This is a genomic window from Vibrio sp. B1-2 (assembly GCF_963888445.1).
GTDB lineage: Bacteria > Pseudomonadota > Gammaproteobacteria > Enterobacterales > Vibrionaceae > Vibrio > Vibrio anguillarum.
In genome coordinates this window covers 214,834-236,037 of record NZ_CAWPJH010000042.1, presented here as the reverse complement: position 1 = coordinate 236,037, position 21,204 = coordinate 214,834, and the positions used below count along the sequence as shown (strand labels likewise).

Genomic DNA, 21,204 nt, shown 5'->3' with positions numbered 1-21,204 from the left:
CCTTGGCCTTCATGGGTTAGGGTGATTCGTTTTTGCATTATCGTCAGTCGCTGTAGGGCGAGGTGCTTCATCGCTAACAATAAAAGCAGAGAGAGAAGTTGACATCATTCTTGTGCCTAAGCCTTAAGAATTTGGCGTTGATCACAAAGCATGGCTTGGGGGCGTAGAAGCGATGAATTTTCCAGCGATATAAATTGTCAACGTGTAGTGAATCTCACAACTTCGGCGCGTAATCTTAACTTATTCGGTAGATTCATTGAGCCGTCATCGAAACCTGCTTAGGATGACGGCAATTAAGTCAAAGGAGACAACCAATGGTTGCTAAAGTAACAATCGCGCCGCAAGGGCCAGATTTTTCAGAGCTAGTACAAGGTTATTGGCGTTTGGCAGATTGGGGCATGACGCCACAACAGCGTTTAACGTTTTTAAAACAGCACATTGAATTGGGCATTAGCACGGTTGACCATGCGGATATTTATGGTAACTACCAGTGCGAGAAACTGTTTGGTGAAGCCTTAGCGCTGGAGCCCGCGCTGCGCGAGCAGATCCAAATCGTCACTAAGTGTGATATCAATTTGTGTGGCGCAAAAACGCCGCAGCGTAAGATAAACCACTACGATACCAGTTCTGCGCATATCTATCAGTCGGTCAATAATTCGCTGGAACGACTTGGTGTGAGCGAAATCGATCTGCTGTTGATCCACCGCCCAGATGCCTTGATGGATGCCGATGAAGTCGCCGAAGCGTTTTCTGAACTGCGCAAAGTGGGCAAAGTGAAGCACTTTGGTGTGTCGAACTTTAGCCCGCGCCAGTTTGAACTGCTGCAATCTCGCCTAGGTAAACCGTTAGTGACCAACCAAGTGGAGATGAACCCGCTCAATTTCGATGTGGTGCACGATGGCACTTTGGATCATTTGCAAACGCAGCGCATTCGCCCAATGGCTTGGTCTTGTTTAGCTGGTGGCGAGATTTTTAACGGCCAGACTGAACAAGCTCAACGTGTGCGCAGTGAGCTAGAAGCGATCGCCCAAGAGATCGGCGCAGACAGTATTGATCAGGTTATTTACGCTTGGGTACTGCGTCTGCCTTCTAAGCCGCTGCCGATTATTGGCTCTGGTAAGATTGACCGCGTCAAAGCGGCAATTTCTGCGCTTGATTTAGAACTGACCCGTGAGCAGTGGTATCGGGTTTGGGTCGCCGCCAAAGGGCATGGCGTGCCATAGAGCGGATGTTTTTTGGAACAGGTGCTTTTTAGAACAGATGCTTTTGAAAACAGATGTTTTTGCCCCGCGATACGCTTTTCGTATTGCTATTATTTCAGTATTACGATTAGGTTTTAATCTCACTCTCCCAACCAGCCCTCAGTGGCTGGTTTTTTTGTCTACTTCCCATTCACGTCATCCAGCCTGCCATTAACGCTGCATAATCCCCCTTTATCGCAAAGTGGCGCATCTGGCCTATTTGCTGCGTAATCTGTCGTTATCAAGCAAATTTCATCACCAACGAATGAAAGGGACCATCATGATGACGACATTTTCTTATTCACGCTCACTTCGCAACCTGCTACTCAGTGTCGGGTTGCTGCTAAGCATCACGGCTGTTCAAGCTAATCCAAGCGACGCTTTAATTATGCAGTACAACCAAGCGGCCGAAGGCGACAGTGACAAAGTGGAGCTTGTGCTTCACCAACTAGAGCAGTTGATTAAACAGCAAGGGGCCAAACCGCTCAGCTTAGCTTATCTGGGCAGTGCACAAACCCTGCAAGGGCGTGATGCATTCATGCCTTGGAATAAGATGAGATACGTCGAAGAAGGCTTGGCCACCATAGACAAAGGCCTGACTTTACTCAGCAATCACCCGCAGCCGCTTGCTGAACAAGAGCGCGTCCTGGGGCTGCCGGATAGCTATTTAACGCGCGCGGTTTCGGCCGCGACTTACACCTCACTGCCCGATATGTTCAACCATTTTGAGCGTGGTTATGATTTGTATCTCGACCTTCTTGTTGAACCCGAATTGACTGCACAACCTTTTGCCGCCACTGCTTGGGTTTATCGATACGCCATTCAAGCCGCCCTTCGTGCCAACGACATTCCTCAAGCAGAGCAATGGTTTGCCCAGATGCAAACTCATCAGAAGCAAGGTAAGCAAGTTGACAACCAGCCAGCGGAGCATCCGCAAATCATCCAAGCCAAGGCTTTGATTACAAATGCATTGATTGAAAACGGATTGATTGAAAAAACGCATGAATTGAAAAGCGAATGAGGGCAACAAAATGCTACGATTTGAACAGATCAGTAAAACCTATCAATTAGGTATGCAGCCGCTGCTGGCGTTGAGCGCGGTGAATGGCGAAGTCAAACAAGGTGAAATGCTAGCGCTGTGCGGCCCGTCAGGTTCGGGAAAAAGCACTTTGCTCAATATCTTGGGGCTGCTTGATCAAGATTACCAAGGTGACATTGAACTGGCTGGTTACCCTTACCCAACCGATCCAAGAGAAGCGGCGGCGCTGCGCCGCAAAAAATTAGGCTTCGTTTTCCAAAAATTCAACTTAGTTCCGGTGATGACAGCGGCGGAAAATATTGCTTACCCATTGATGCTAAATGGCTACAGCCTGCGCGATCAGCGTACTTTAACGCGCACTATGCTGGCCAAAGTGGGGTTAGAAACGCTGGCTTACCATCGGCCGGATCACCTTTCAGGCGGTCAGCAACAGCGCGTAGCCATTGCGCGCGCGCTGATCCATAACCCTGAAATGGTGATTGCCGACGAACCTACCGCCAGTTTAGACAGCCATACCGCCAATGTGGTGATCGACATCATGAAAAGCCTTGGACACGAAATGGGCACCACTTTTATTGTGGCTACGCACGACGCGCGCATGGCCAACCGCTGCGACCGAACCTTGCAGCTTGTGGATGGCAAAGTGATTCAGGAGGCGATGAAATGGGCAAGCTGATTTCTATGGAATGGCGTATGGCGGCGCTGAATTTACTGCGTAATCGCCGCCGCAGCCTGCTTTCGGTATTGATCATTGCCATTGCGGTTTTCGCATTGACTAGCGCCGGAGGGTTTGGCCTTTATACTTACCAAGCACTGCGCGAATCCACTGCGCGCGACACCGGGCATTTAACGCTCAGCCAACCGGGCTTTTTTGAGCAAGATGAAGAGTCACCACTGGCTAATGGGATTGCCGACAGTGCGTTGATTGTTGAGCGATTAATCGACGATAAGCGGATACGAGGCATTCAGCCACGCATTGAGTTTAGCGGGTTGGTCTCTAACGGTAGCAAATCGACCATTTTTGTCGGTTCCGGCGTTAACCATAAAGAGTTTGATATGAAAGGGCCATTTTTGGACGTTCGCCAAGGCAAAACCTTGTCCAATATTGACTCCCCTCGATTTGATGCGAGTGAGCCAGAAGTGATGCTGGCGGTGGATCTCGCCAAAAACTTAAATGTTTCGATTGGCGACTGGGTTACTTTACTGACCAGTACCGCTGATGGCGCGCTCAACGCGATTGATTTCAAAGTGCACGGCATCTATTCCACGGGTGTGCCTGAATTGGATAAACGCCAATTGTATCTGCACATTCAATCGGCCTCTGAGCTGTTAGCTTCGAATAAAGTGAGCACCTTATCGCTGTTTTTGTTTAGCACCGAACAGACAGAAAGCATGCGGCATTGGGTTGAAAACAAACTGTCATTAATGAGCCTTCGCCAAGCGATTCAAGTGACGCCTTGGCAGCAGCGCGCGTTTTTTTATCAAAAAGTAAAAGATCTTTACGATCGCATCTTCGGCATCATGGGCTTGGTGATGGGGTTGGTGGTCTTCGTCGCGCTATTTAACACCTTAACCATGTCGGTCACGGAGAGAACACGTGAAATCGGAACGCTGTCGGCGCTTGGCACTTACCCAAATGAAATCGTCGCCAGCTTCATACGCGAAGCCGTACTGCTAGCCATTTTAGGCACGCTGGTGGGTGCGGCATTCAATGCCCTAGCAAGCGTGTTATTGATGGTAGTCGATGTGCAAATGCCACCACCACCAGGACGCACGGAAGGGTATCCTTTACATATTTATTTTTCATGGGAATTGGTTCTGCTGAGTGCGCTTGGCGTACTGAGCATTTGTATTGCAGCGGCTTGGTTGTCGGCACGCAAAGGAGTCAACAAGCCAATCACGGAGGCACTGGCTTATGTATAAATGGATGATGTTATTACTGATCACGCTTAGCGGTGGCTACTCGGCCGCTGGCTGGGCGGCGCTGGATGCAGGGCAAATGACCAAAAACGCCGACCAATATCGCCTTGGTTACAGCGCGGCCAAAGTCGTCTCTTTGGTGTCGCTTTATGAACGTGGTGAGCTCGATAAAACGCGTCAATATCACGTGTATACCAAAGCCAATCGCGACTCGTTAGTGGTGTTCAAATCCTCCGTTGAAGCGGGGCAAAAAATGCTGATGCTCGATGAAAACTACTGGTTGTTGATGCCAAAAAGCCGCCGCCCTATTCGTATTACGCCAATGCAAAAACTGCTTGGTGAGGCTTCGGTGGGCGATATTTCAACACTGACGTGGAGCGAGGATTACCAAAGTCAATTGATGGGTGAAGAGCAGATAGAAACACCCAGTGGTCAACCTTACCTGACGCATAAGTTGTCATTACTGGCTGTCACAGAAGGGGCGAACTACCAGCAAATTATCTTATGGTTGGATAAAGAGAACGATTTCCCAATCAAAGCTTCTTTGTATTTACGCTCTGGAAAACTGGCCAAGCAGGCTTGGTTTCGCGCTGGTGAAAAAGAGGGACGAATGCGCGTAACCAGTATGACGCTGCTTGATCAAATTCAACCGACCAAAAAAACGGTGGTTGAGTATCAACACATCGAGCCCATGGAGCTAGATGAAAAATATTACAACCCCGCCTATCTGACTCGTAACAGTCTATCGGAGTTATGAGATGAAGCGTGTTGCGTTCGCTTTTTTAACCAGTGTATTGAGCTTAGCTGCGCGGGCAGAAGCCCCCAGTTTTGATTGGGATTGGGTAATGAGCGCATCCACCACGGCGCATCGCGACAGCCTTTTTTTTCCTAGTAATCAAGCGCGCGATACGCAGCAGATTGAGGCGTTATTGGATGTAGAAATGAGGTGGCATGGCTGGTTGGGTCTAGTGGCTATCAAACAAAACGCCTTGTGGAGTAGCGATGCACAGCAGCACGCCGACAGCGAGTTCATTCTACAAGAACTGTTTTGGCAAGGCAGCCTAGTGCTGGCTGATGTGCCGTTTGAGCTGACACTAGGAAAAGTGCGCTTGGATTGGGGAGTGGGCTACGGTTATCGTCCGCTTGATCTCTTTCAGCCTTATCGCCGCAATCCGGTCGGTATTCAGGTAGAAGAGGGGGCCGGAACGCTCTCTGCTTCTTATTATGATCAGCAAGGTGAATGGACGATTTTTTATGCAGATTCCTCTTGGACAGAGCAGCAAGGCAGCGAGTTACAACAAATGACCGAACAACAAGGGGCGGGCGTAAGGCGTTATCAGTTGATGGGCAATGCCGAATGGCAGGCGATTGCTTACTATGATGACGTTCGACGCGGCGTGCTGGGTAGCTCGTTTGTTACTGTGCTCACTGACGCATGGGAAGTGCATGCATCAGCGCTCTATCAGCGTCATTATTTGGCGTACCAACGGCCTAGCGCATTGGCTCAAGCAGTTTACTCTCAACAACAAGAGATTGAATCGCGAATGGCTCTTGAATCGCGAACGCAAGGCTATCAGGCGCTGGTGGGGTTAAACTGGTCGGGAAGTGATGGGCAAAGCGTCATTGCAGAATATTGGTTCGACAGTCGCAGTTGGGGAAAAGAGCAGTGGCAACAAGCGCAGACCAACGCGGATTCGGTTCGTTATCAGCATAATCAAGCGTTAGGTTGGTCTTACGCACAAGGCTATAACCACGTGAATCTCGTGCAGCATAATGTGATGTTGCATGCTTCGTTAGATAGCCAAGCTTGGCGTCATTGGCAGTGGAGCCAGAGTATTGAATGGTTGCAAGGCTTAGTGCCGACACTTGATGTGCTGATTGCACCGCAAGATGGCGGCGTGATCGCTACCCAATGGCTCAATTACTCAGTGTACGATTCGGGTACAGCCTCTATCGAAATCGAACTGGCCGCACGTTTTATGACTGGGCCTGCTGACTCTACATATGCAAACTTACCAGATAAGCATATGATTCTATTAAATATGAAAGGGAAATTCTAATGTGCGAGAAAGTTGAGATTCGAAATCTTGCCAAAAGCTTGTTATTTACTTCGCTGTTTTGTGTGGTGATCGCCTTTACCACTCAGGCCATTTGGCCCAGTGACATCACGTTGCACTTAGCAATAAGCTTTGGCTACGGTTACAGCGCAGTGGCCATTGCTCACTTACTGAGTCGCTTCGCACCGCAGTTGTCCGCACGTTTAGTGAACGTTTTTTCGCTCACGGGGTCGATGATTTTCGGTACGTTACACGCTTATTTATGGCTTAGTAAATACGCGCATTTTAGTCATTTTTCAGCAATGAAACCGGTGATTTTTCTCGGTTTCGTTTTTACTGGCGTTTGCTTTTTCTACTTCTACGCGCATGAACAAAAGCTGATTGCTGAAAAAGCGCTGGAAGCCTCCAAACGGCGTCAATCTGAACAAGAGAAAGCCTTGATTTTGAGCCAGTTGCAGCAGTTACAAAGTCAAATTGAACCCCATTTCTTATTTAATACGCTTGCCAATATCAGCGTGTTGATTGGCTCTGAGCCTTATAAAGCGCAAATGATGCTCGAAAAGCTAACCGACTTATTGCGTGGGTCGCTGCGTAGTAACCGCAATCGCACCACAACGCTACGTGAAGAGTTACATTTAGTCGATGCGTATTTGGGTATTCAAAAAATTCGTTTAGGTGATCGGCTGGATTATGAGATTGCAATGCCTGGCGCAGCGGATGACATTCCTTTGCCGCCGATGCTGTTACAACCTTTGGTTGAGAATGCTGTTAGCCATGGTATTGAGCCTAAAGCTGCGGGGGGGAAAGTGACCATCAAAAGTGAAATTTATGACGAGTGGTTTGAAGTCAGTGTCTGTGACAGTGGCATTGGATTACAGCCGAGTGCTCTTTCAGCAGGACATGGTATTGCGTTGGATAATATTCGCCAGCGCTTAAGCGGCCTATTCGCTGATGATGCGTGTCTCACTATCGCCCAAAATCATGATGCTGGCGTGACGGCAACGATTAGAATAAAGCGGCTATTATTGGACCAACTACAAGGAAGTGCCACATGAGTACTGTCTCTGCGACCGCTATTATTGCTGATGATGAACCGTTATTGCGGCATCATTTAAACCGTGCATTAGGAGAAGTGTGGCCAGAGCTCGATATTGTCGCGCAAGCCGAAAATGGACGCGTGGCATTGTCCATGATTAAGCAGCATCAGCCTGAGGTGGCCTTTATTGATATTCGAATGCCAGAAATGGATGGTATGTCGCTCGCAAGGCAATTGGCTGGTTTGGCAAAGCCACCACTGATTGTATTTATCACCGCCTATGATGAGTATGCCATTCAAGCTTTTGAAGCCAATGCGGCGGATTATTTATTGAAACCGCTTTCTGAAGCGCGTTTAGTGCAGTGCTGTACTAAGTTGCAGCTAAGATTAGCCGAGCATTCTTCTGAGCGACAATTACCTGATTTGCAAACCCTTTTACAGCAGATACAGCATATAAGCCAACAGGCATCGCCGTCGTTTTTAAGCTGGTTAAAAGTTCAAAAAGGTGAAGATATTCACCTGATTTCGGTGGCGGATATGTTGTACGCTAAAGCCGAAGACAAATATTTATCCATATACGTAAAGAGTGATTCTGGAGTGCAGGAGTTTTTACTGCGCAGTTCATTGAAAGAGTTGCTGCAGCAGCTTGACCCGAATCAGTTTTGGCAAATTCACCGTTCAACGGCAGTGAATGTTGCCAAGATAGATAAAGTGAAAAAAGAGTTCACGGGTAAAATGTACGTCTTGATTGGTCATGATAAGTTACCCGTCAGCCGTGCGCTGCAAGCTCAATTTAAGTCGTAACTGAATTTAAACCGCCGTTCGATTGATCGTGTGATTAGCGGTGTGCGATCTGCTTGGCGGACAGGGTAAATTGGAAGAAAGCATCCACAGACATAGGTTCAGAATAATAAAAACCTTGGATGTAACGTACACCCAACAGCTCTAATTCTCTCACCTGATCTTGGTTCTCAACGCCCTCAGCAATCAGCCGCATGTTCAATTGCTTTGCTAGTTTAATCATCGACACTAACACCGAAGTAATGGCTGAATTTTGATGCAAGCTTTTAATAAAAACTTGATCAATTTTGAGAGTGTGGAAGTCATGTTGGTGGATAAAATTTAAGCCCGAGTAGCCAGTGCCAAAATCGTCAATCGCGATTTTAAAGCCTAGTTGTTTCAGTCGCTGTAAGTTTTCCATGGCTAACTTCAACTCGTCCACGTTGAAATGGTTGTCCTCGGTGATCTCTAGCAGAAGTCGTGGAACAATAGCTGGGTGTTTTGCCGCGTAGCGTTTCATGTAATCCATAAAGTAATTATCAATGATCAATAACCGGCTGATGTTGATGCTGATGTATTGATCGTGCAACGCATGTTTGTGCTGCTCCACACATTCTGTCACCAATTTCAACACACGGTAGGTGATTTGGTGAATCACGCCAATACGCTCTGACAACGGGATAAAAATGGTGGGTGAAATATAGCCTTGAGAGGGTTCATTCCAGCGCAGTAGTGCTTCGCTACCAACAATTCTATTCTCGGTAATATCGACGATCGGTTGTAAATAGAGTTCCAACTGATGGTTTGATATTGCCTCTCTCAAAGAGACTTCTAAGGTGTTTCGGCTGAGGTAATAGTTGTGATAAGCAAGATAAATCAAAGAGATAATACTTGCTGTAAGCAAGACAAGCCATAAGTTATCGAGAAAATGGTAAGCATAAGATCCGTTATTTAAGTAGATCTGAATTGAGAGTGGGTAATGCTCGGATTTAAAGAGAAAGCTAGTATGAGCAGAATCGATCTCTTCCTGATCACTGCGAATACTTTGGCTTAACACGTTGACCTGATAGCCGTAGTGCCATTTGGCAAGTTTAGGAGCGACTAGGTTCATAAACTGTTCTGGAGGCATCAGTGCATTGAGGCCGCTCATATCTGGCTGTGAAGCATAGACAAAAAATGTTTGCTCTTTACTGCGAGATTTTGTTAATGAAATGGTCGTATTCGTTGGAGATTGTTTAAGCCTGTCAAGAATATGTTTGTACAAATGAATGGTGGTATGGCCTTCATTGCTGGTGCAAAAAATAGTCCCGTGAGCGTTGTACATGCCCACTTCTTTGACCATTTTCGAGCGAAATACATAGCTCCTCAGAGCAATGATGTCTTCTCTTTGGCAGTGCTTTGAAATGTTTTTACTTAACTGGTTCAGTTCATCCGACGTTTGATTGATGTGATGTTCCAGTTGTGTAATGGCTTGTTCACCGAAGCGGGTTGCCTGCCGGTTAGTGTCATAAAAGTTTTTAACTATCGCGAAAGTAAACACAAACAAGAAAATACCCAGAATAGGAATAAATGCGTTTATCTTTGCCGAAAGTATCTCTTTTGCAACGCTAAATTTGCTCGGTGAACTGTCATTATTGTGCATTACAGACAGTGCTCATAGGTTATTACCAGTAAAAATCAGTATTGCTTTGATGTTGATTACTATAAGTAATTAATCCCTAAACGTAACCTAAGTAACTGTCTCAAAAATGAGATGACGTGCAGTAATCTGCTTGTCAATCTCTTTGCTAAACGTCTCTAATTTCATATTTTTCTTAATATACAAGCCGATAGGTTTTCTTATGTGGCGTTTCGCTAGCCAGACTCTGTTTTGACGCTAGTGATGCTTTAACGCACAATTATGCTCAGTGATGTAATTTACATAAATATAAATTTGCATAATCAATTGCGACTAAAATAACAGTTGTCTATTGCTCGTTTTCTGAATCGATTTGCTAAAGAAGTATCTGGGGGCTCTATGGATTTACATGTGGTTGTTCAACCTGCGTTAGTACAAGAAGTGGTTGGTGATGTTATCGCAGCAGATGCCAAAGGTAATGCGCGTAAAGTAAGCGCGGGTGATCAATTAAATAAAGATGAAATCTTAATCACAGTGAATCATTCGTCGGTGACGATACTGTTTAATGGCCAAGCTACCGTAGTCGATCAGAATTGTATTACTTGTTTTAGCAATGCGTCACCAGATTCTGAGAGCTCAGTTGACTTAGTTCAATTTCCGATTGAAGGCGAGATCAACGCTGATCTGAGCTTATTAGACGAGGTGAGTTTTGACGCAGATAATATTGCTGCCATCCAACAAGCCATTTTAGATGGCCAAGACCCGACCCAAATACTTGAAGCAACCGCCGCCGGAGCAGGTGGTGAAGGCTCTGCAAATGCTGGCTTCATCACCATTGATTACAATTTTGCAGAAGTATTGGCGAGTACGTTTTTCGAAACTGCAGGGCGTGATGCTCAGCAATCATTGACTGAAACGAATTTGAGTCCGTTGCGTTTTACCGCTGGGGGTGAATCATTATCAGCGGCATTAGTTGAAGGTTCGCTCTCACTAAGTTCGTATCCACAATCAGTGACGGCAAATGTTTTAATCGTGGCGGGAGATCTGCCACTGGATGCCGCCTCTTTTGTCCCTGAATCCCTTTCATTAGCTGCGCTATTGTCAGAGCTGAATAGCGATATTACTTCGGCTGGGCGATCAGTAAGCTTTCGTTATGATGCTACGGCTAACCATATTGTCGGTGAACTTGACGGCAGTGAAGTGCTACGGATTGATTTAGTGGCGACGTCTGTCGGTAAAGACATCAACTTAGAGATAGTGACGACCATTAGTCAACCGATTGACCATGTTCCCTCCGTGGGAGGTGGCTTAGTTTCTTTTGCCAATGATCAAATTGCGATTCAATTTGATGTAACCGGTTCTGATGCGGGTGGAAATCCTATTCGCTCGCCGATTTCTATCGCAATCAGTATTGGTGATGGTAATAACCCTGTTATGTCCGATGAACCGTCGACGTCCGTTTATGAGGATAATTTGGCAAATATCGGCTCGGATGCCAGTGCTTCACAGACGATTACCGTTTCAGGACAGTTTGATATCCAATTGGGTTCTGATCAAATTGAAAGCTATCAGTTGGATTTAAGTGCTAATCCGTTGGCGGGGTTAACCTCGGCTGGTGTCGCGGTGCAATTGGCCTCTTCCTCGTCATTGAACGGGGTTTATACCTATCAGGCGAGCGCCAATGGCCAGCCTATTTTTGAGTTGATATTAAACCCAGACGGTCGTTACCAGTTTACGTTACAAGGCGCGCTGGATCATCCAGTAAATAGTGATGAGTTATTACTCAACCTTTCAGTATTGGCAACCGATTATGATGGTGATAGCTCTGAAAGTGTGCGTTTACCAATCAACATTATTGACGATAAACCTGAAATCATTGGTGTGGATGCGCTCAGCGTTGACGAAGACGATTTAGCGTCAGGCTCAGACCGCAGCAAAGAGCCGTTGTTCGCCGAAGGCTATTTCACCACCACCCAAGGGGCCGATACGGTAGTGAGTTATCAGCTTGATACCAGCATCAACCCCATCGCTGGGTTAACCTCGCAAGGTGAAAGTGTTGTATTGGGCGCGGCGACAGTTGACGCCAACGGTAACTACCTCTATCAAGCAAGTACTACCCCAAGCGGTCAGACGGTATTTAGCTTAGTGCTTAACGCAGATGGCAGTTATCGTTTTACCTTACAAGGGCCAATTGACCATGCGCAGGGGAGCGATGAGCTACTGGTGAATTTCAAGGTGGTTGCAACCGACTATGATGGCGACAGCGCCAACATTCTGCTGCCTGTCACCATTCATGATGATCAGCCAATCATCGCGGGTGTGCAAGCGCTCAGCGTTGACGAAGACGATTTAGCGTCAGGCTCAGACAGCAGCAAAGAGCCGTTGTTTGCAGAGGGAATCTTTACCACTCAAAGCGCGGATAAGGTGGTGAGCTATCAGTTGGATACTAGCAGTAACCCGCTTGCAGGCCTAACTTCGCAAGGTGAAGCGGTGAGTTTGGGCGCGGCGACAATCGATGCCGACGGCAACTACCACTATCAAGCTAGCGCTGCACCGAGCGGCAATGCGGTGTTTAGTTTGGTGCTCAATGCGGATGGTAGCTATCGTTTTATCCTGCAAGGTCCGATTGACCATGCGCAGGGGAGCGATGAGCTGTTGGTAAATTTCAAGGTAGTGACAACCGATTATGATGGCGACAGCGCCAACATTTTGCTGCCCGTCACCATCCATGATGATCAGCCAATCATCACTGGCGTGCAAGCGCTCAGCGTTGACGAAGACGATTTAACGTCAGGCTCAGACAGTAGCAAAGAGCCGCTGTTCGCTGAGGGAATGTTTACCACTCAAAGCGCCGAGAAGGTGGTGAGCTATCAGTTGGATACCAGCAGTAACCCGCTTGCGGGCTTAACCTCGCAAGGCGAAGCGGTGATCTTGGGCGCGGCGACAATCGATGCCAATGGTAACTACCACTACCAAGCCAGCACCACACCCAGTGGCAATGCGGTGTTTAGCTTAGTGCTCAATGCGGATGGCAGTTACCGTTTTACTTTGCAAGGTCCGATTGATCACGCCGCAGGCAGCGATGAGCGACTGGTGAATTTCAAAGTGGTGGCGACGGACTATGATGGCGATGCCGCCGATATTCTACTGCCTGTCACTATTGTGGATGACAAGCCAACGATTGTCGGCATTCGCGCCGGTAGCGAACAGAGCGTGGATGAAGATGACTTAGCCACGATTGGTTCTGATCGTTCAGACAGCACCATTATTGCTGGACACTTTGATGTGATTGACGGGGCCGATGGTATTGTCAGTTATCAAGTGTCTGATCTCACCACGCCTGTCGAGAATTTAACGTCTGGTGGTCAAGAGATAGAGATCATCCAAATTTCAAGCAGTAATGGTGTCACTGTTTATGAGGCGGTGATTAAGAATACGACGGACGTGGTTTTTCGTCTCACGTTAAATGGCTCGGCCGATAGTTACCAATTTGAACTGCTTAAAGCCATCGACCACCTGACGGGTAATGGTGAAAATAGTTATATTTTAGATCTTCCGATTACCGCAACTGATAGAGATGGCGATGTTTCAGCGTCAGCGAGTTTGCCAATATCGATTGTTGATGATATTCCAACTTTGCATGATAAAAGCATCACTAGTGTTGAAAATACGGCGATAAAAACAGTCAATTTATTTAGCCAAGACAACAATACCTCACCGGATACTCAAGGTGCAGATCATGGTGCGATCACTAAATTTGTGGCCATTGATGAAGCGGGTCGTGATATTCAATTTAGGCATGGCAATGGTGCAAGCTTAGCTAATGAAATTGAACTTAACGGCGTCACAAAAACGGTCACGGTTGTCGAAATAAAAAATGGTGTTGAGCGCGATTTAGGTACACTGACGATAACGCCTAACGGTAACGCGACATTTAAACCAGTTGCTAGCCTTGAACATGGTGATGATCCGACCATTTCATTTACTGTCGATGTCACTGCGCAAGACTTTGATGGCGATGCCTCAACCGAACAGTTGAACATCAATATTCTTGATAGAAATGCCACTATCACAGTTGCTAATGTTATTGGCGCTGAAGACGCTGGACGCGATGGTGTCACTATTTTGTTTAACGACCCCGATCAAATCACTAATAGCCAAGATAACCAATCCGGCTTAAATACTTCACCGCTTAAAGTGGATTTGCAGATCAATCTTTATGATTTGGATCGCAATGAATCGATTGGTGATGTAAAAATCACGGCCAGCAACGCGCATGGCGATTTTTACTATCTCAATAGTTCGGATGTTTATGTCAAATTAGAGCTAGTCAGTGGACGATTTGTTTTGCCCGCAGATGCGGTGGAGCAAAGCTTAACAGGCAGTGTTGCTAAGATTGAAAACTTGTATTTTGTGCCTGATCGTCACTATGCCAGCGCTAATGGTGGCTTCCAACTCAATATTACTGTGCAGGTTTTGAATAATGGCCTGCATGATCATAATGTGAACGGGAAATTGCGCATTGAGGTGGAAAGTGTGGCCGATATTGCGACTTGGACCTCAAGCAGCCAATTTCATTATGATGCAGTAGAAGATAGTGACAATATTACTCTCGATGTTTTAGCGCAGACACAAGATAACAGTACCCCCGAAACAATCCTGTATGAGATCCGCTTTACTCAAGGTGAAGGTGAGGCGCAGCTAGTTTATGCCGATGGTACGCCAGTTGTAATGAGCTCGGATGCTTCAGGTCACTATTATCTTGTTAGCGCGAGTAACATTAACCAAGTACAAGTTGACCCCAATGATAATTTCAGTGGTCAGATCAAACTTGATATTACAGCGATCACGACCGAGCAAAATAACGCTCACCTTGGTAAAGAGAGCGCCCGATCAGAAACGAAAGAAATCGTGATAGATGTTAGCCCTGTTGCCGATATGGGTAGCTTCTCTGTCAATCGAATCAATGTTTTTGAAGATAATGCCGCTACGCAAAATACCGTTGACCCCACCACAGATCACGATCCCTTGTTATTAAGTGAAGTCATTACGATGGCCGGATCCGTTGATTCTGATGGTTCAGAAACACTCTATGTGCGTCTTTCTGATTTTTCAGAAACAGGTGTCACACTGATTTGGTTGGGAGCCGGAGCCAGCGAAATATCACAAATAACCGATGCCAATGGTCATACTTATTATGAAGTTCCTGAACAATATCTTGACCAAGTTGAAGTGCTACCCCCATTGCATAGCAACGCTGATTTTACCTTCTCTGTTGAAGGGATTATTAAAGATATGGTCAATCTTTCTACGGGTGCGGTGACAGATGAAATCTCGCTAGGTGTTAAGACGGTTAATGTTTCAGTTAAGGGCGTAGCAGATATTCCAACCATTGATTTTCACTCAAACAGTACTAACACTTGGAATGAATTTAGTGAAAATGGTCTGCAAGTGATTGAAACGACGATTGATGAAAATCAATCCGTTGGCTTTGGCTTTAGTGTGTTATCCGGTGAGCTTGCGGATAATCCAGCGGACAGCTCTGAGTCGATCACCGTTTTGCTATCGAACATTCCAGATGGTGTCAAACTGTATGACAGTGTTGGTAGCGTGATTAACTTGGTATTTGTTGGTTACGATACTGCGCAGCAACCTATTTATCAGGCGAATCTAACTTCAGCGCAGGTTGATTCAGGTATTCGAGTGGAGCCATCTCATTCATCGACCGAAAACATCAACATCAAAATGACCACCATCGTTACTGAAAATGATGGACATACGCGTCAAATTGAGTCGGAAATTCGCATTAAAGTGGCACCGGTGATTGATGTTGTTGACAACTATCAATCACACTCGCTTGGTAACGAGGACAGCCGCATTAATATTCATTGGCAGCCAGAAGAGGAACAACATCTTGATGCTGATGAATATTTTGCCTCTGTTACACTTTCTGGCTTCCCAGCAGGTAGTACTATTTACGTCGATGGTGTTGTCACGACCTTAGATAGTGATGGCAAGCTCATTTTGACCCCCGCACTGGGACAGAGCGAGCAAGATTTCTCAGCGCAAGTGCTGGCAATTGGTTACGTTCAAGTTCAGCCACCAGAGCACTCCAGTACTGATTTTACCTTGAGCACTGAGATTGTGGTTAAAGAGCAAGACAACGAATACGTCGATGCAATCAATTCTGGCGAAGGTATTGCTTCGAAAGTCATTCATGGTTCTGTTGATGTCACGGTAAGGCCGATAGTTGAAGCTGATGGACAACTGCGTGTTGAAGAGAACGGCGCAGTCATAAACAAGGTTGTCGCGGATGCCTCTGGTGCTATCTACTTTACGATTAATGATGCGGCCGGCGGCGAGCCTGATGCGAACGTTATACGCTTTGACAATGCAGACACTCAATCGACAGAGGGTTACCAATCATTAGAAGTGGTTGACCAACTGGTGGTGCGTTTTAGCAATATGACGCCACAGGTACTTGATCAACTACTGATTACTGGTGCAATTAATAATGGGGATGGTTCATGGACCATTGTTGATGAGCAGAATTTCAGTGTAAAAGCACCGAATGGCCTGACATTGAGTAGTGGTAACGATCCTGATGGTGATGGTTATAACGACATCACTGTGACCATTTTTGCCCAAGTGTATGACCAAGGGGAAGATAGCTCTGAAGCCAAAGTAGTTCGACAAGTGCAATCAGAGATCACCTTGCAATTTCCGCTCACGGCTACGGGCAACAACACGGTAGCGGCTGACATTATTTTAGTTGGCAATGCGGATGATATTGTATTAGGTATCGAAGATAACGCCATTAATTTAGGTCAGCAAATTCAAGATAAATTGATGGTGAGCGCTTCAGGTTTTGATGGTGTAGAAGATGAGCTCAGTATTGTTATCGCGCAAAGTGTCCTGCCAGCGGGCGCAAGTTTATCTGGTGGTCATTTTGATTTCGTTGATGGCTTGTATGTATACAAAGGTACCGTGAATACCGATGGCTCGATTTCAGGGTTAGAAAATCTGCATCTGCATCTGCCCGAAGATTACGCTGGCGACTTTAATTTGCCGATCACTTTTGTGACGACAGACATGGCTTCTGGTGATGAAAAAACCCTCAGTACGCAAATCCCAGTGGCAGTTTCTCCGGTAGCCGATGTTCCCGGAACGCATCAACCGCAAGATGATAACATTAACCCTAAAGCGACATTGACTGTGGAAGGTTCGCTTGGGTTAGATGCAAATCATCAGCCGACTTCAAGCTCGTCCGACGTTCCGACCAATGACGGCATCGGGTATGAAGATGGTATTATTCATCTTTCGCTCGACATTGACCTTGCTGATATTCGCAATAGCGCTACGGAAGGACAAGAGGTGCTGAGCGAAGTCACCTTAACCCTACAAGGAACCAATATCGGAACCTTTGTTGATGCGCAAGGCAATGATCTCGGTACCAGTATCACTTTTAGTCAGCCTCAGCTACCTGCGGCATTAGACAATGTTTATTTCAAACCCGCACCCAATTATCCGACTGGCGATGATGATAATACCGTCAACATTACCGTGGCGGGGAAAGTGACTGATATCACGCAATTTGATGATACCAATGCCAATGCGTTGGGTGTGGCTAATACTGATGCTGATAAACCATTTACTACACAAGTAAGTTTTGATGTGACGCCAGTGGTAGACGACGTCATTATTTCCAGTGGTGGTAGCAGCAATATTGAAGTGAGCGGTCTGGAAGATGAGTGGATTGTCCTTTCTAAACCGGGTTCTGAATTTACCGTTGATCTGACCGATACAGATGGCTCTGAGGTATTTGTGTCGATCAAGCTTACTGGGGTGCCGACGGATTTTGTCGTGAGTTCTCTCTCTTCTGACTATACCGTGAAAAATAATGGTGGTGGTGAGTGGAGCATTCAGATTAACAACCCAGCACAAACCTCGATCAATTTATCCGATATTGCGATGAAACCTGCGAAGAACTTTAGTGGCGAAGTGGAAATCGGCATCAAGGTCTTTACCCAAGAATCCTTGCTTGGTGTGCCTGTAGAGCATAACGGCAGCTTTAGATTGGATATTACGCCCGTTGGGGATGTGGTGGATGTTGAACCAGTGACTAACGGCGCTGGCGATGAAGGCGTTGACATTGAAATTGATATCAACGCGCAAATTATCGATAAAGCCGATTCCATTGCAGCCGGTGCGAACCATAGTGAAAACTCGCCAGAAACGTTGCGAATTGAAGTTTCCGGGGTGCCAGATGGAGCAAGTATTGCATTGCCTGATGGCACGCTGGGGGCTTACATCGGTGGTGGCGTATGGCTGTTGAATGCCGATGCGCAAAGCTTAGATAAACTGATTTTTAATTCTGGTGATTGGCATAAGGACACTTGGGCGGGAGATCTGACGATTAAAGTACAGTCGGTCGATACAGGGCTGGACGGTACTGAACATTTGGGGCCTGCGCGTGAGTTTACTGTTTCAGTTGATGTTCAGGCGGTCAATGATGCGCCCACCATTGATAGTGCTACGGTCACCACAACGATTGATGAAGAGGCGGGGCAAAAAGTTACCGGCTTGAGTGTGAGTGATGTCGATTATGCAGGCTCACATGCCAACGACCCCATGACGGTGATTTTGAGCGTGAGCGAAGGTTTGCTCAGTGCCGTGATCCCCGCGTTAAGTTCTGTCACGCAGAGCACCAATTTGGCCGGAGAACTCGTCCTACAAGGCACGTTATCGGATATTAATGCGCTACTCAATAGCAGCGATCCCGCCAGTGGTGTTTTTGTTGATGCCACCGCGATTGGTAGTGACCATATTGATCTGACAATTAAGGCCAATGATGGTGGTGTTTATGCCGACAATGTTTCTGGTATGGCGTTAGAAGAGACAGAAACCGTCAGTATTGCGGTGACGCCCAAAGCCAATACGCCGATATTAACCCTTGATCCGAGCTTTAATTATATGAAGCAGACGTATGTTAGCCAAAGTATCAGCGCTCAAGGTATTGCATTGCTGGGGTTAATCGCGGCATTAACGGATAGCCATGAAGTGTTGTCATTGGAGATCGACAGTCTGCCAAGTGGCGCTACGCTTTCTAGTAGCTCGGGCAGTGTGACTGAGCAAAACGGAGTGTGGATTGTTTCCGCTGATGCTATCGACGGATTACAGGTTAGCGGGCTCGATTTAGGGCAACACACTCTGTCGGTAGCGGCTATCTCAACAGAAACGGATGGTAGCCGTGCAGCTTCTCCATCAATTGATATTGCGATTGAAGTATTGCCTGACGGTAGCACGATTGATCAATCAACGAACGGGGATGATGCGCAATTGCTCACCGGTAATGTTGGGGCGCAGTTGCTAGGAGGCAGTGGTCATGATCACCTTGAAGGTGGCGATGGTGATGACACCTTAGTGGGTGGTGGCGGAAATGATACCTTGATTGGCGGGCTTGGTGCCGACATCTTAACCGGGGGAAGTGGCGCTGACATATTTAAATGGACGCTCGATACTGTTGATGAGCAAACCGACACTATCACTGATTTCAACGCTGGTGAAGGTGATGTGATCGATCTCACTGATGTTGTGGCCGATTTACATTTGCCCATGGATCAACTGCTCGTTTCGCTACACACTTCTCATCAGATAGAAGCGAAAGTGATGACCAACACGACGGATGTGGAATTGGAAGTTCTGACGGACAATAACGTACATCAAACCATTGTGGTGCAAGATCTTGCCAGCCAATTCAATTTTGATGGCATGGCGTCGATTGACATTGTTGGCTTCTTATTGGACAACAACATTATCAAGCATGACGTTTAAATAAAGAAAAGGGCAGTTAAATAAAGAAAAAGTGCACCCAACGGCTTCAGGCTCAGTTGGGTGCACTTTTTTATTTAGCAGTAAACACACCCCAGCGCTGTATCAGTCTGGGGCATTTACAGTGGGTTAACCAATGATGATTTGGCTCAGCACATAACCTAAACAGCACGCACTCACGACGCCAATTAAACCGACGGACATGAACGAGTGGTTGAAGTAGTACTTACCGATTTTGGTGGTTCCTGTGGTATCAAAGTTGACCGTTGCAATATCTGACGGATAGTTTGGAATGAAGAAGTATCCGTACAGTGCGGGCATTAATCCCACCAGTAGCGCAGGTTCTAAACCTAGCCCGAGGCCTACAGGTAGCATCATTACCGCTACTGCGGCTTGTGAGTTCACCACAACAGAAACAATGAATAGTGCAAGCGCGAAGGTCCAGTGATGGTCGGTAACCATCTCAACAATGCCTGATTTAAACTGCGGCATCGCGTATTGGAAATAGGTATCCGACATCCAAGCGATACCGAAGATGGCAATTGCCGCCACCATACCTGATTTGAATACCACACCGTTTGGTACATCTCGTGGGTCGGTTTTGGTTGCCAGTAAAATGATACCGCCAAAGCAGAGCATCATCATCTGGATAACCACCGCCATACTGATCGGTTTACTGCCTTCAACAATAGTGCGTGTTTCTGGCACCATCGCTAGCACGACTATGGTTAATATCGCACCAATGAAAATCAACACAGAATTACGCGCTGCCGCGGGTAACGTTTCATTCAGCGTTGTTGCGGTTGTGTTTAGGATTTTCTCTTTCCACACTGGATCTTGCAGACGTTCTTGATACTCAGGATCATCATCTAGTTCTTTCCCGCGGCGCAAGCTGTACAAAGACATCAACAGCGTACCGAATAAGGTCGCAGGTACAGTGACCAGCAAAATAGAGAGCAAGGTGATCTCGTGTTGAATATTCGACAATTGAGCAAGGTAGTAGACAACGGCCGCTGAGATTGGGGAAGCGGTAATCGCGATTTGCGAAGCAACAGAAGACGCAGCCATTGGACGTTCAGGACGGATCCCATTTTTCAATGCCACATCACCAATGATTGGCATGATGGAATACACCGCATGGCCAGTACCCAGCATAAACGTCATTGCGTAAGTGACGAACGGTGCAATCAAAGTGACATTTTTCGGGTTCTTACGCAGTAAACGTTCTGCCACTTGCAGCATGTATTTCAATCCGCCAGCCGCTTCGAGTATTGAAGCACAGGTGACAACAGCAAGAATGATCAACATGACGGTGATCGGTGGTGATGTGGGTGGCATTTTGAAGACAAAAACTTCAATGACCAAGCCAATACCAGAAACCACACCAAGGCCAATACCACCGTAGCGTGAGCCTATATAGAGCATTAATAGCAGGAATAAAAATTCCAAATACAACATATCTGTTTCCTATCCAAAGGTGTTAATGAAAATATTGTCTAACGTAACGTTAAAAAAAGATGAAACCTTGTTCACACAACCATTTACCCTATAAATGAAACGACATTAATCAGAGATTGCTCACGCATTTTATTCAATAAGTAATGAATATGAATAAACAAATGTAACCATTTTGTTGTGCTACAGGTGGGCTGGCGTTAATGATGAAGCTTATTTTCTCGCCG

The 21,204-nt window shown here is 46.5% G+C and carries 11 protein-coding genes; 9 read left to right on the top strand and 2 right to left on the bottom strand.

Going from position 1 to position 21,204, the window contains the following annotated elements:
• Positions 1–314 precede the first annotated feature (314 nt).
• The 8 genes from AACQ75_RS15725 to AACQ75_RS15690 all read left to right on the top strand — a co-directional run bounded on the left by AACQ75_RS15725 (position 315) and on the right by AACQ75_RS15690 (position 8,097).
• Positions 315–1,223 (top strand): aldo/keto reductase, encoded by a 909-nt coding sequence (locus AACQ75_RS15725; protein ID WP_170889022.1) that lies wholly within the window; start codon positions 315–317, stop codon positions 1,221–1,223.
• Positions 1,224–1,443: 220 nt separating this feature from the next.
• A complete protein-coding gene (locus AACQ75_RS15720) occupies positions 1,444–2,262 on the top strand; it encodes a hypothetical protein (protein ID WP_170889021.1) in 819 nt (272 codons plus the stop codon).
• Positions 2,263–2,272: 10 nt separating this feature from the next.
• Positions 2,273–2,956 (top strand): ABC transporter ATP-binding protein, encoded by a 684-nt coding sequence (locus AACQ75_RS15715; protein WP_170889020.1) that lies wholly within the window; start codon positions 2,273–2,275, stop codon positions 2,954–2,956.
• On the top strand, positions 2,944–4,203 hold the full coding sequence (locus AACQ75_RS15710; RefSeq protein ID WP_170889019.1) for an ABC transporter permease: 1,260 nt from the start codon (positions 2,944–2,946) through the stop codon (positions 4,201–4,203). The genes AACQ75_RS15715 and AACQ75_RS15710 overlap by 13 nt, the downstream gene beginning before the upstream one ends.
• A complete protein-coding gene (locus AACQ75_RS15705; RefSeq protein WP_019282639.1) occupies positions 4,196–4,957 on the top strand; it encodes an outer membrane lipoprotein-sorting protein in 762 nt (253 codons plus the stop codon). Before AACQ75_RS15710 ends, AACQ75_RS15705 begins: the two co-directional genes overlap by 8 nt.
• A gap of 1 nt (position 4,958) precedes the next feature.
• A complete protein-coding gene (locus tag AACQ75_RS15700) occupies positions 4,959–6,260 on the top strand; it encodes a hypothetical protein (RefSeq protein WP_170889018.1) in 1,302 nt (433 codons plus the stop codon).
• Positions 6,260–7,312, top strand: coding sequence for a sensor histidine kinase (locus AACQ75_RS15695; protein ID WP_017042182.1), 1,053 nt, complete (start codon positions 6,260–6,262; stop codon positions 7,310–7,312). Before AACQ75_RS15700 ends, AACQ75_RS15695 begins: the two co-directional genes overlap by 1 nt.
• Entirely contained in the window at positions 7,309–8,097 is a 789-nt protein-coding gene (locus tag AACQ75_RS15690) for a LytR/AlgR family response regulator transcription factor (RefSeq protein WP_170889017.1), read from the top strand. Before AACQ75_RS15695 ends, AACQ75_RS15690 begins: the two co-directional genes overlap by 4 nt.
• A gap of 34 nt (positions 8,098–8,131) precedes the next feature.
• Here AACQ75_RS15690 and AACQ75_RS15685 read toward each other — a convergent pair whose 3' ends face one another.
• Positions 8,132–9,715: an EAL domain-containing protein gene (locus AACQ75_RS15685; RefSeq protein WP_170889016.1), complete on the bottom strand. Its 1,584-nt coding sequence runs from the start codon at positions 9,713–9,715 to the stop codon at positions 8,132–8,134.
• A gap of 375 nt (positions 9,716–10,090) precedes the next feature.
• Between AACQ75_RS15685 and AACQ75_RS15680 the strand changes: the two genes are divergently transcribed.
• Positions 10,091–19,525, top strand: a complete 9,435-nt coding sequence (locus tag AACQ75_RS15680; protein ID WP_170889015.1) for a retention module-containing protein — start codon at positions 10,091–10,093, stop codon at positions 19,523–19,525.
• Between the two features lie 126 nt (positions 19,526–19,651).
• Here AACQ75_RS15680 and AACQ75_RS15675 read toward each other — a convergent pair whose 3' ends face one another.
• Complete coding sequence (locus AACQ75_RS15675) at positions 19,652–20,980, bottom strand: anaerobic C4-dicarboxylate transporter (protein WP_013868401.1); 1,329 nt, start codon at positions 20,978–20,980, stop codon at positions 19,652–19,654.
• Between the last annotated feature and the right edge of the window lie 224 nt (positions 20,981–21,204).